The sequence below is a fragment of the Akkermansia sp. 54_46 genome (assembly GCF_001917295.1).
GTDB classification, from domain to species: Bacteria; Verrucomicrobiota; Verrucomicrobiia; order Verrucomicrobiales; family Akkermansiaceae; genus Akkermansia; species Akkermansia muciniphila.
The window spans coordinates 14,726-26,851 of the sequence record NZ_MNUD01000036.1; the positions used below are offsets into that span (position 1 = coordinate 14,726).

Sequence of the window (12,126 nt, forward strand, 5' to 3'; positions counted from 1 at the left end):
CTCACGCTGGGAAAAGTAAAAGACACCTCCCAGAAAGACGGAAAGGGCCAATGCCCCCAGTATGGATATCCAGCGCAACACAACTCAGATGGCCGCCACATGTTAACCGATTCCGGAAACTACGGAAAACAGAAAACCCATCTTCCGCGCGGAACCGTTCACTTCGCCTGAAACAGTCCGCAAGACGGAAGATGGGGGAGCAATCAACAATTAATATTGAAAGGAACTTAGAATTCGACCGTCACACCGCCGAAGATTCCGAATCCACGGGCTTCACGCGGGCCGAAGTTATAATCATTCGTCATGATGAACTTCTGGTCAAACAGGTTTTCCAGACGCACATGGAGGGACACATTGTCCGTTGCCTGGTAACGGGCAAACAGGCGCGCCGTAAAGAAATTGTCCAGACGGGCATAATTGTAATCCGTGCGTCCCATGGCGGCCGTTACGCCGAAGCCGACCGTCAGCTTTTCAACCGGGGAGGTATAAACCTCTGCGTTGATGGTGTGGCGGGCGGTATTGGCCATCTGAATGGTTTCGTATTTGCCGATGGAATCGCGCTTGGGCATCGTGAAGGTGTAATTGGCATAATAGCCGCTGTTCCACGCGTCCTTGAACTGTCCCTTGAACGCCACTTCCACGCCGTAGGAAGTGCAGTGGGAATAATTGGTGTAAGTGGTATAGGAATTAGGCCAGGTACCTACGCTCATGGTGCCGATTTCATCGTCGATACGGGTCCAGAAGCCCGTCACGGAAGCATAATGGCCGTCCGCCAGACGCTGTTCCACCCCCAGATCGCCGCCCAGGGACTTGGACACATCCAGATCAGGGTTGCCAACATAACCATAATTGGCCGCATACTGCTCAAAATAGGTGGGCGCGCGGAAACCGGAACCCACGGAACCGAAAATACGGGTGGGGGAATCCTTGCCCGTCACTTTCCAGGAATTGGAATAACGCCACGTAAAATGATTGTTCCAGACGGAATCATGTTCCAGGCGCAGGGCCACGCTGGCGTCAAAGCTGTCCGTGGGTGACCACATTTGCTCCGCAAAGAAGGCAAGCGTGCTCTGCCATTCATCCTTGGCAACGTAATTGTTTTCGCTCATGTAGTCGGAACGGTCCCAGGCCATGCCGGCGATGGTTTTCCATTCCTTGTTCCACGTCAGCGCATTACGCCACTCCGCCTGAAAACGGCGGTTGCGCATCACATTGGGCTGGAAATCAAATCCGGGAGTATGGCAGGAATAGTCCATGTTGTAATGCCCCACCATGAAGCTGGTGGACCACAGCTTGGAAATTTCCGCATCCACACGTCCTGTCACCAGATTGCTGCGGTTCTTGTCTTCCGTATTGTACAGATGGGGATCCGGAACGGAAGGCCACTGGTTATAATCCACATAAGGCGTGGGATATTCAAAGTAGGAATCCAGGCGGCGATAGGTAAAGCTCACCTTCACCTTGTCATTGATGTCATAGCCCAGGCGCACGGCTTCCTGCCACTGGCGGAAATCGTTCATGCCTGTCCTGTTGTCATAAATGGACGGATAGATTGACGGATCGTTTTCCGTAGTTTCAAACCCAACGCCTACAAAATAGGAAAGCTTCTTGATCTTGCCGGAGGAAGTGACATAGCTGTTGAAAGAGCCGAAAGAACCGGCCTCCGCAAAAATCCTGGTTACGGGATCGCCTTCCCCCTCCGGAGTATCCATCGCGACGACGCCTCCAATGGCGCCGGAACCGAAGACGGCGCCCTGCGCGCCTTTCACCACTTCCACATTGCCCACCGTAAAGAGATTAGTGATGCCCAGCAGCTTGTTGCCGGACATGTTGGCATCACTGATGCGCATGCCGTCAACCATGGTCAGAGTGTAGGTATCCTTGTTCATCCCGCGGATGACGGTGTTGCTCACGGAACCGCGCTGCCAGGTGCCGCCTCCGTCCAGCGTGAAAACGCCGGGCGTCTGGGAAAGGGCTCCCGTCAGGGTTTCAATGCCCGCCTTCTGGAATTCTTCCGGATTGATGATGGAAACGGACACTCCAGACCGGTTGTACGGCACGCCCACAAAGTGGGATGCCATAGTCAGTTCCGGCATAACCTGCATGGTTTCCGTCCTGACGGAGGGCTTGGAGTCTTCCTTTTTAGCGGACTCGGCAAGAGAGGACTGGCCTGCGAATGCGGCAAGGCCAACAGCAATTGCGCCCATTTGAAGGGCTTTCTTCGTATAAAGCATGGTTGTAGTGCCTTACGTTCGGTAACTCGCCGAACAGTTGGACAACCTCACAGGCTGGTTTTCTGGCTTGCGAGGCAGGCTCGCTTACAGTGGCGGTACCGCTCCGGACTCACACCGGTATTCCCCATTTATTTCCTGCCCGGCTACGGGCGTCCCTGAGGTCTGTAACCCTTCCCATAAGGGTTCATGGGACGGATGAAATACCAAAGAGACCGGTATGACAAGACAAAAAAATTTTTCTTTGAACATCCAGATGAATTGCAGTCGTTTTCCCTTTTCAGCGTATTGTTCTCCATCCCTCTTTTCCTCACGGGGCTTTCCATTTTTGTCTTGTCACTCCCGGCGCATACAGGACATGATGCGCTCATGACGCTCCTTGTTCCCACGTTCCCGCAACAGGGAAGATTTCCCGTCTCCGGCGAAGCTTCCGGCTACGTGGAATTCCGAACTTGCAAGGCGCTTCCTTTTTTTCTCCGGCGCGGGCAGCCCTTCGGTACGCCGGTTCCAATTACTGTGGCATGAACGTTTTTTCACATGGCGGAGATTTAAAATCCCTGGCGGAGGAGGCCTGCCGCCCGGAACGGGATATTTTGGACTTCAGCGTCAACCTGAGGCCGGAAGGTATGCCGGAGTTCATCGTTTCAGCATTGTGGAAGGCCATGGAAAACGCAGTACCCTACCCTTCTCCGGATGCGGCGGATCTGCGGGAACTGGCGGCGGTTCATTACGGGCTTCCTTCCGGCTGCTTCGTATTTGGAAACGGGGCCAATGAACTCATTCACGCTCTTCCGCGCGCATTAAACCTTAAACAGGCCGTCATTCCGGAACCCGCTTTTTCCGAATACAGGCTGGCCTGCCTGCGCCACGGCACGGATGTTCTTTCCATCCGGACGGAGGAACGAAATTCCTTCCTCCCGTCTCTTTGCCGTCTGGAGGAACAGGCCGCAGACGGAAGCGCTGTTTTTCTGGCAAATCCCAGCAATCCGTCCGGCGGCCTGCTGGACGCAGCGGCCCTGCACAGGGTTGTCCAGAGCCGCCCCGAAGTCCTCTGGATCATTGACGAATCTTTCATGGATTACGTACAAGGAGCGGAATCACTGCTCCGTGAAGCGGCCCTCCTTCCCAACCTGGTGGTTCTGCGCTCCCTGACCAAATTTTACGGCATGGCCGGCGTCCGGTGCGGTTTTTCCATCTGTGCCGCTCCGCTCGCGGAGCGGCTGCGGCAATCCCTGCCCGCCTGGAACGTGAATGCCTTTGCGGCGGCAGCGGTGAAGGCCGTGCTGGCACAGCCCTCCTCCTGGGCAGACAGGGAACGCGCCCGGAACCGGGAACGCCGGGACGACCTGTTCCGCAGGCTCTCCTCCCTGCCGGGCTCCGCCGTACTCCCGTCCGAGGCCAACTTCCTTCTCTTCCGCCTGGCGGGGGCGCCTCATGGCCTGGCAGCCCGGCTCCTGAAAAAATACGGTATCGCGCTGCGCGACTGTTCCAATTATCCGGGGCTGGAAACGGGCGGCTGGTTGCGCTCCGGCGTCCGCACGCCGGAGGAACACGCTCTGCTGGCGGAAGCTCTGCGCGCCGAACTGGCGGGAAACGGCCCCTCCATTATCCGTAAGGCTCCCAAACCGGCCCTGATGATTCAGGGCACCTGCTCCGATGCAGGAAAAAGCGTTCTCACGGCAGCCCTGTGCCGCATTTTCCTTCAGGACGGCTATCACGTGGCGCCGTTCAAGGCGCAGAACATGGCTCTCAACTCCGGCGTAACTGCGCTGGGAGAGGAAATGGGCCGCGCCCAGCTGGTGCAGGCCCAGGCCTGCCGCATTGATCCGGATGCCAGAATGAACCCCATTCTTCTCAAGCCCCATTCCAATACCGGCTCCCAGGTGATCGTGATGGGGCGCTCCGTAGGCCGCATGGACGCGCGGGAATACTTCACGGCTAAAAGGCGCTTCTGGCCGGACGTATGCAAAGCATACGATTCCCTGGCGGACGAATATGAACTCCTCTGCCTGGAAGGGGCCGGAAGCCCCGGAGAAATCAATCTGAAATCAGCAGACGTGGTCAACATGAACATGGCCCGCTACGCGCGTGCCAGAGTCCTGCTCGCCGGGGACATTGACCGTGGCGGAGTGTACGCCTCCTTTCTGGGAACGTGGATGACATTCGCCCCGTGGGAAAAAGAACTGCTGGCGGGGTTCGTGGTCAACAAATTTCGAGGAGATCCGGATCTGCTGGCCCCGGCGCACAGCTACATGCGGAACCGTACGGGCAAGCCTGTGCTGGGCGTCATCCCGATGATGCGGGACATCAACATTCCGGAAGAAGACCGCGCCACGCTGCCCTCTGGCCACGGGGAGCACGGGAAACATGCGGATTGCCTGGATGTGGCCGTAGTCATGCCCGCCCACGTCTCCAACTTCACGGACTTCGCCCCTCTGGCGGCGGAGCCGGACGTCCGGCTCCGCCAGGTGCGGACACGGGAGGAATGGGGAAATCCGGACCTGGTCATTCTGCCCGGCACTAAAAGCGTGGCTGCGGACCTGGCCTCTCTCCGTTCCGCCGGGCTGGAAGAACCCATCCGCCGTCATGCCGAAAAGGGAAAGTGGCTTCTGGGCGTCTGCGGAGGGCTGCAAATGCTGGGGACGGACATTCTGGACCCGCTGCACATGGAATCCCCGGAGGAGCGCACGCCAGGACTGGGGCTGCTGGAACTTTCCACCACCTTCTCCTCAGCCAAAACCCTGATCAACGTACGCCGGGCAAACACGCCGCTGCCCGTTCCCGCCGCAGGTTATGAAATCCACCATGGCGTCACCAGCCATCAAGAATCCAGCCCCCCCGTCATGTTCCGGGAAGACGGCTCCCCCTGCGGCTACGGCAAAGGCCGTATCTGGGCCACGTATCTGCACGGCATGCTGGACGGAGACCAATTCCGCCGCGCATTCATCAACATGGTCAGGAAAGATTCAGGACTGAAAGCCAACCCAGCCCTGCACACCGCCTATGACCTGGACGGAGCGCTGGACCGCCTGGCGGACGTGGTCCGGAAACATCTGGACCTGAAAACCATTTACCGAGCTCTCCAACTGAAACGCTGATCCATGTTCCCGTGCCCGTTCATCCTGCCTACGGCCTTCCTGCTGGATATTCTGGCGGGAGAACCGCCCAACAGATTCCATCCCGTCTGTCTGATCGGCCGGTGCGCGCTCCGCATGGAAACACTGGCGAGGCAAAAGTGGGGAAGAACTTTTCATGCGGGAATGGCGGCCGCGCTGGCAACCTGCATTGCCGCATGGTTCGGCTGCGCGGCGCTCTTCCTTCCCTTTTCCCTGTTACCCTCCCCCTGGGCACCCTGGATTCCGTCCGTTCTGGTCATTTACATCTGCATGGCCCCGCGCAGCCTGGCCGAGCATGCCCGGAAGGTGGAAAACGCCCTGCGCAGCGGGAACGCCGGAGAGGCCCGGCACTCCGTCTCCATGATCGTGGGACGGGATACGGAACGGATGGACGTCTACGGCATCGCCAGAGCGGCCATTGAAAGCGTGGCGGAGAACTTGACGGATGGCGTTTTTTCCACCCTGTTCTGGGCCTCAGCAGGCTGCCTGGCAGGAGGCGCCTCCGGGGCGGCTTCCGCCGCGCTGGCGCATCGTGTTTTCAACATCCTGGATGCCATGTGGGGGAAAAAAAATGACCGGTACAAACACTTCGGCACCTTTGCCGCACGCACGGATGACGCGCTCAACTTCATCCCCGCACGCCTTATTTTACCATGTATTTCCTTTTCCGCCCTGATGGTGAAAGGAACCTCCGCCCGGAGGGCGCTCACCATGGGATGGGCCTTCCGGAATGCCCACGCCAGCCCCAATTCCGCATGGAGCGAAGCGGCCTTCGCTGGAGCGCTGGGCCTCCGTCTCGGGGGTCCGGTCTCTTACAAGGGAATTCCTGCAAACTACCCCTGGATAGGAACAGGGCGAACCAAAGCCTCCGCCAGCGACCTGGCCCTGGCCATTCGGCTCATGTGGACGACTGCCGTCACGGGTACGCTGGCGTTCACTCTCCTTCTTCTCTTCATCCCCCGCCTCTGACCATCATGAACAAACTGCATATCCCCCCGCTGGACGAACAGGCCGCAAAAGCGGCCCTGGAACATCAGAAAATTCTGGCCAAGCCTCCCCTTGCCCTGGGGAAACTGGAACCCGTGGCCATCCGTATTGCCGCCATGACCGGCAATCCCGCGCCGCGCCTGAAGGACAAAGCCGTGGTCCTGTTCGCCGCGGACCACCACATTGCCGACCACGGCCTCAGCCTGACATCCACGGACGTCACCTACATCCAGACCCGCAACTTCCTTCAGGGCGGAGGCACCATCAACGCCTTTACGCGCAACGCGGGAGCACGCCTTTCCGTAGTGGACGTGGGCGTCAATTACGACTTCGGCGATCTGCCGGGGCTGGTCAAAAGAAAAGTCATGCACGGAGCCAACGACTTCAGCAAGGGGCCGGCCATGACGCGGGAACAGGCCCTGGAATGCCTGCAAGTGGGCATTGACATGGCCCGTGAAGAAAAAAACAAAGGGCTGGACATTGTGGCTGCCGGAGAAATGGGCATTGGCAACACCACCCCCTCTTCCGCCATCGTGGCCGTGCTCACGGGCACCCCTGTGGAAACCGTGACGGGACGCGGTTCCGGTGTCAGAGGAGAAGTCATCCGCAAAAAAATAAAACTCATCGAACAGGGAATCACCCTGAACAAGCCAGACTCTTCCGATGCCATCGACGTGCTGGCGAAGGTGGGAGGACCGGAAATAGGAGCCATGGCCGGACTGATGCTGGGGGCGGCCTCCCTGCGCGTTCCCATCGTCATTGACGGCTTCATTGCCGGGGCGGCCGCGGCCATCGCCCAGGGCATTCGCCCGGAAGCGGCGCAATACTTCATCGGTTCCCACAACTCCGCGGAACCGGGGCATAAGCTCATTATGGACCACATCGGCGTCACCATGTACATGGACCTGGGCCTCTGCCTGGGGGAAGGCACGGGGGCCGCCCTGTTCTTTCCCCTGCTGGACGCCGCCACGCGCGTACTTTCTGAAATGAAAACCCTGCCGGAACTGGACATCACCGTTCCACGCTGACCCTTTCTTCCCTGTATCCATGGCTGTCATCACTACCATCCGCTCCGCCTTCGGCTTCCTGACCCGGCTGCCCGTTGGGCCGTGGCCGCTGCAAAATGACCTGAACGGAATTTCCGCCTGGCTACCGCTGGTTGGCCTGGTAGTGGGGGGGCTTGCGGGCGGCCTGACCTGGACGGCAACCCTGCTCTTCCCCCCCCTGGTCTGCGGCATTATCGGCTGTGCCTGCTGGGTAGCCGTCACGGGCGGCCTGCACCTGGACGGAGTAGCGGACTGCGGAGACGGGCTTCCCATTGAAGTATCCCGGGAACGCAGGCTGGAAATCATGAAAGACTCCCGTCTGGGAACCTTCGGCGGCACGGCCCTGTTTTTCAACCTGGCATTCAAGGGAGCCGCCCTGGCGACTCTGGCGGCCCACGGCTCCTGGGAACTTCTGCTCACGGCGTGCGCTCTGGCAGGATTGCTTGCCCGCAGCCAGATATTCATCGCCATGCGCTTTCCGGGCGCACGCCCCGGCGGCATGGGGGAAGCGTTCAAGCAGGGAACGCGCCCGGGGCACGCCCTGGCTGCTGCAGCCGTCACCCTGGCTGCCTGCGCTCTGGCAGGATGGAACGGGCTGTACGCCCTGCTCTCCGCCCTGGCCGGCTCCATGGGCCTGCTTCTATACGCGCGCCGCCGCCTGGGCGGCGTTACCGGGGATGTATTCGGCTGTACCGTAGAATGTACGGAATGGCTTGTCCTGCTCACCTTCTGCACTTTATGAAAACTCCACACAAATGCCGCGTTCCAGGCCTCAACATCGGATGCACCTCCTTTATCATCCCGGACTACTACGTGCCCGCCATCAGGGAATGCGTCCATTACGCGGATGATGTCGCTCTGCTCCTGCTGGAAGCCGGAGAATGCGGAAAGGAACTCATTACCCCTGCGGAAATACGGGAACTGGCCGGAATCGCTGCAGATGCCGGGGTTACCTGGAACGTCCACCTGCCCACGGACGGCGGCTTCGCCACGGAAGAATCAAGCCGCCGTTATACGGAAAACATCATTCGCGCCATTGACCTGACACGGGAACTGGAACCCCACACCTGGGTCATGCATGTGGTCACGGACCATATTCCCGGTCCTGATATGCGCCCCCATCTTACGGAATGCGAAACGGAACGAATCCTCCGGAGTCTGGAACAAATCACGCCCCACCTCCCCGCACCGGAATGCCTGGCCCTGGAAAATTTGGAACGCCATCCGACCGACTATCTGGACAAACTGGTAGCTGCTACACCCCATTCACGTTGCTTTGACATAGGCCATGTCTGGAAAGAAGGCTTGCGGCCGGAAAAACTTCTGCCGCTCTGGCTGCCGGACATACGCATGTGCCACCTGCACGGGCTGGAAAAACGGGACCACAAATCCCTGCACCACATGCCTGCCGCTACTCTGGACGCCATTCTGCACCCCATGTGGGACCTCCATTTCTCCCCTCTTATTACGCTGGAAGTCTTCAGCCTGGATGACTTCCTGAACTCCCACCAGGCTATGCTGGAATCCCATGAACGTTACATCACCAAACACTGACGCCAATACCGCACGCATGGCGCTCGTCCTGGGCGGCATCAGAAGCGGCAAAAGCCAATACGCTGAACAAATAGCCGCCGGATTCGGGGAAAAAATCCTGTACGTCGCCACGGCGGAAGTCTGGCCCGGGGCCGGCTCCATGGAATACCGCGTGCGCAAGCACCGGGAACGCCGTCCTGAAAGCTGGCTCACGCTGGAATGTCCCCGTCATGTAGCTTCTGCCGTCGGGGAATCCGGCTTGCTGGACCAGGTGGACGGCGTCATTCTGGAATGCGTCACCCTGCTCGCCTCCAATACCCTGTACGCCCAGAAGGACCCCACGGACTACGAGCCGTTCCAGGAAGCGCTGATTGAGGAAATAGAAGCTTTGAAAAAGCTCATCCGCCAATCCCCCGTGCCATGGGTGCTTGTTTCTTCTGAAACCGGCATGGGCATCAGCCAGTCAGATGCGGAAACGCGCCACTACTGCGACGGGCTGGGCATTGCCAACCAACTCCTTGCCAAAAGCGCGGATGAAGTCTACTTCATGGTGGCGGGACTGCCCCTGACCGTGAAAAAAGGCTGAAACGCCCGGAGAGCGGTTCTCCTGTTAGTCAGGAAAAGAAAACGCCGGAGATTAAGCGTACCATCCCCCCTTGTGCCATGTTGGTTCCGCTTTCATCATCCATGAAAAGCTCTTCCGGGAAGTTCGCGGCACAGGCGGGGAATAAAAAGGAAATCCGGTGTTCGGCCGGGACACCATACCTCAATCGTCAACGCTGGTCTGAACCGAACCATCTCTAGAGTTTGGGAGCCGAAACCTTCTACCGCCTGGAACAGAAGGAACACATGGTCAACCAAAGCGTTAACGCTGCCGTGCATTGCTCATTCCAAACATTTATTTCCATCCGGAAACATGACGGAGGGAATCCACAGAAAAATCCCTCCGTTTTTTCAGCAGCTCACCATATTCCACAGGAAATTCTTGACTCTCCGGCCCTCTTGCCTCTTAATTCTTTCGCTTCACGTGCCGTCGTGGCGGAATGGTAGACGCGCTCGACTCAAAATCGAGTTCCAAAAGAGTGTGGGTTCGAGTCCCACCGGCGGTACCAATCAATAAACCCTGGTAGCTAAACGCTCCCAGGGTTTTCTATTACCAGTCATAACGCTTCATTTCTCAAAGAGACTCCCCGTAGTAATTCCAGAAAGGAATGAAACGGACTTCCGCACCCAGTCCGCGCCAGACAATAATCTGGCGGGGAAGTCCCGTCCCCCGCTCCCCGTAAAGGTTCGAAAAACTATTGGCGAACAGCCTTTTGACTGGATTGCTCATGAGCGCTGCGCTTAATCGCGGACGATCAGAAAAAAGAAATGGTTCATACCGCTTTTTCCACCGTCGGATTTTTCAAATCGGCATTTACTCCCGGCCTTATGCCGCCGCGGGCAGACAATCCCGGAGCGGCCGCTTTAAAAGTTTGTGTCACCAGGGCGTGTTCGTCTGATACCTCTACTGTATCAGTGGGAGCTATAAAAAAATATTGTCCGGGATTTTCCGTTTCCAGGATAACCAGAGAAGAAGCGTCGCTAAGAAGCGCATGGATAGTACACGCAGCCGTACAAGTCAGCGCATAAGATGCGCCCGGTATGGTATTCACTTTCATCAAGCAGATTTAGTGCCGGAAACGGGAGAAAAGTCATCCATGCTGATACGTGCACATTTCCTGCCGGAAATATGGAGGAAAGTGAGAAAAGGGAGGTAATAAATGGCCCTGTCTAACAAAATACGCAATAAAATATTTATCTTAAATGAATTAAAAATAATTACAAACCACCTGAAGCCGTACCGCTCAGGAATGTAATGCATTGATAACACTATATCATTTATACATTATCCGCCCACTTTACCTCATCAAAAAAAGACCAGTAGCTTAAATCCTAAAACGATTTACAGAATATCAACAACTTGCAACAACACCAGATCTCCTTTCGGATTCTGCGGGCCAGGCAATCCCTACAATTGGCTCGAATTCACGCAATGCGATACGTATATACAAGAGTATGACTTCGTTGCCAGCTTCTTCATTGGTTGAAACAGTAGCCAATAAAATCAAACAGATGATTCTCAGCGGCAGCCTGGTCAATATCCTGCCCGGAGAAAGAGAACTCGGGCACAGGTTATCCGTAGGCAGGGAAACCATCAGAAAGGCCCTGGCCCTTCTGGAAAGGGATGCATGGATTGCCCCCCCACGCATCAAGGTTCCGCGGCGCATCCTGAAAACTACGGAAGAAGAAACGGTTAAAAATATCTTTTGCCATCCGGTTCAGGAAAAAAAAGAAATTCTCGGGTTTCTGACGCCCCAGCCCCTCAAAAGGCTGGCTCAAAGCGTATTGGCGGAAATATATACCATCTCCAAAATTCTGGAGGAAGACGGCATCAGCGTCCGTATCTTTGAAGCTCCCTGGATCTTAGGCAACAATCCGGACAAGAGGCTTGCCAAGCTGGTTACCAAATCCGAATGCGTCTGCTGGATACTTCACCGTTCCTCGGAGCAAACCCAGCTCTGGTTCAAGACGCACCGCATCCCCTGCATTGTGCGCGGCACCTCCTACCAGAGCAGCAACCTTCCCTATCTGGACCGCCACTGGGCGGCCACCACGCATCATGCGGCGCAGCATCTTTGGAACAAGGGGCATCGAACGGTAGGCCTGTGCCTGCCTCCTGATCCGTTGAAGGGCCACCAGCTCATGCAAAAAGGTTTTTTCAGCTTTGCGGAACAGGGATGGAATCCCATCCTGGTTCCCACCCCGTTTGAAACGCCGCTCTTCTTTGAATATCTGGCCAAAGCGTTTAAAGAACATCCGGATATGTCCGCCCTGGTAGCCACACGGGGCAACCAGATCGTTCCCATTCTTTCCTGGGTGGAAGCCCGTTCGCTGAGCATTCCGGATCAGCTCAGCCTGGTCAGCCTGACGTATGAACCCTTCATGGAACGCCTGCTGCCCACGATCACCTATTATGAAGAGAACCAGACAAAAACGGTTCACAAGCTCATACGGATGCTCCGCTCCCTGACAGCCGGGAAAAATATCAAGAGCATTTCCGTCATTCCGGAAATATACCCCGGCCAATCCGTTTCCCTGCACGCACCTTCCGCATAATGCCTTTTTCCGGAAAGGAAAGAATCAAGGGAACAAGAGCACCAACAGTAAAAT

At 57.1% G+C, this 12,126-nt stretch carries 10 protein-coding genes, 1 tRNA gene and 1 riboswitch; of the genes, 8 read left to right on the forward strand and 3 right to left on the reverse strand.

The features are described 5' to 3' along the window. Positions 1-227 precede the first annotated feature (227 nt). Positions 228-2,207 (reverse strand): TonB-dependent receptor, encoded by a 1,980-nt coding sequence (locus BHW66_RS10955; protein ID WP_237970306.1) that lies wholly within the window; start codon positions 2,205-2,207, stop codon positions 228-230. A 61-nt stretch (positions 2,208-2,268) separates the two neighbouring features. Further along, a riboswitch (cobalamin riboswitch) is annotated at positions 2,269-2,415 on the reverse strand. A gap of 337 nt (positions 2,416-2,752) precedes the next feature. Here BHW66_RS10955 and BHW66_RS10960 point away from each other — a divergent pair. The 7 genes from BHW66_RS10960 to BHW66_RS10990 all read left to right on the forward strand — a co-directional run bounded on the left by BHW66_RS10960 (position 2,753) and on the right by BHW66_RS10990 (position 10,025). Beyond that, positions 2,753-5,329 (forward strand): cobyric acid synthase, encoded by a 2,577-nt coding sequence (locus BHW66_RS10960; protein WP_102759459.1) that lies wholly within the window; start codon positions 2,753-2,755, stop codon positions 5,327-5,329. A gap of 3 nt (positions 5,330-5,332) precedes the next feature. Beyond that, entirely contained in the window at positions 5,333-6,316 is a 984-nt protein-coding gene (gene cbiB / locus BHW66_RS10965; protein ID WP_253822273.1) for an adenosylcobinamide-phosphate synthase CbiB, read from the forward strand. Positions 6,317-6,321: 5 nt separating this feature from the next. After that, on the forward strand, positions 6,322-7,362 hold the full coding sequence (cobT, locus tag BHW66_RS10970; protein WP_253822272.1) for a nicotinate-nucleotide--dimethylbenzimidazole phosphoribosyltransferase: 1,041 nt from the start codon (positions 6,322-6,324) through the stop codon (positions 7,360-7,362). Between the two features lie 19 nt (positions 7,363-7,381). Further along, positions 7,382-8,122 carry an adenosylcobinamide-GDP ribazoletransferase gene (gene cobS / locus BHW66_RS10975; RefSeq protein ID WP_022198825.1) on the forward strand — a complete coding sequence of 247 codons (741 nt, stop codon included), beginning with the start codon at positions 7,382-7,384 and terminating at the stop codon, positions 8,120-8,122. Further along, the gene (gene cbiR, locus BHW66_RS10980; protein WP_022198824.1) at positions 8,119-8,934 is read left to right on the forward strand and encodes a cobamide remodeling phosphodiesterase CbiR; all 816 of its coding nucleotides are present in this window, start codon (positions 8,119-8,121) and stop codon (positions 8,932-8,934) included. Before cobS ends, cbiR begins: the two co-directional genes overlap by 4 nt. After that, positions 8,909-9,499, forward strand: coding sequence for a bifunctional adenosylcobinamide kinase/adenosylcobinamide-phosphate guanylyltransferase (locus tag BHW66_RS10985; RefSeq protein ID WP_094140151.1), 591 nt, complete (start codon positions 8,909-8,911; stop codon positions 9,497-9,499). Before cbiR ends, BHW66_RS10985 begins: the two co-directional genes overlap by 26 nt. 443 nt (positions 9,500-9,942) lie before the next feature. Continuing rightward, a tRNA-Leu gene (locus BHW66_RS10990) sits at positions 9,943-10,025 on the forward strand. A 65-nt stretch (positions 10,026-10,090) separates the two neighbouring features. Here BHW66_RS10990 and BHW66_RS10995 read toward each other — a convergent pair. Further along, positions 10,091-10,246 (reverse strand): hypothetical protein, encoded by a 156-nt coding sequence (locus BHW66_RS10995; protein ID WP_253822271.1) that lies wholly within the window; start codon positions 10,244-10,246, stop codon positions 10,091-10,093. A 43-nt stretch (positions 10,247-10,289) separates the two neighbouring features. Continuing rightward, the gene (locus BHW66_RS11000) at positions 10,290-10,568 is read right to left on the reverse strand and encodes a hypothetical protein (protein ID WP_286689034.1); all 279 of its coding nucleotides are present in this window, start codon (positions 10,566-10,568) and stop codon (positions 10,290-10,292) included. Between the two features lie 403 nt (positions 10,569-10,971). On the opposite strand from BHW66_RS11000, the gene BHW66_RS11005 reads away from it, so the two are divergent. Then, positions 10,972-12,072, forward strand: coding sequence for a substrate-binding domain-containing protein (locus tag BHW66_RS11005; protein ID WP_081863700.1), 1,101 nt, complete (start codon positions 10,972-10,974; stop codon positions 12,070-12,072). Positions 12,073-12,126: the final 54 nt, after the last annotated feature.

Excerpts from the sequence above, each read along its gene's own strand:
- BHW66_RS10955 (WP_237970306.1), bottom strand. The coding sequence starts at position 2,207 with ATGGGCGCAATTGCTGTTGGCCTTGCCGCATTCGCAGGCCAGTCCTCT.
- BHW66_RS10960 (WP_102759459.1), top strand. The coding sequence starts at position 2,753 with ATGAACGTTTTTTCACATGGCGGAGATTTAAAATCCCTGGCGGAGGAG.
- cbiB (WP_253822273.1), top strand. The coding sequence starts at position 5,333 with ATGTTCCCGTGCCCGTTCATCCTGCCTACGGCCTTCCTGCTGGATATT.
- cobT (WP_253822272.1), top strand. The coding sequence starts at position 6,322 with ATGAACAAACTGCATATCCCCCCGCTGGACGAACAGGCCGCAAAAGCG.
- cobS (WP_022198825.1), top strand. The coding sequence starts at position 7,382 with ATGGCTGTCATCACTACCATCCGCTCCGCCTTCGGCTTCCTGACCCGG.
- cbiR (WP_022198824.1), top strand. The coding sequence starts at position 8,119 with ATGAAAACTCCACACAAATGCCGCGTTCCAGGCCTCAACATCGGATGC.
- BHW66_RS10985 (WP_094140151.1), top strand. The coding sequence starts at position 8,909 with ATGAACGTTACATCACCAAACACTGACGCCAATACCGCACGCATGGCG.
- BHW66_RS10995 (WP_253822271.1), bottom strand. The coding sequence starts at position 10,246 with ATGAGCAATCCAGTCAAAAGGCTGTTCGCCAATAGTTTTTCGAACCTT.
- BHW66_RS11005 (WP_081863700.1), top strand. The coding sequence starts at position 10,972 with ATGACTTCGTTGCCAGCTTCTTCATTGGTTGAAACAGTAGCCAATAAA.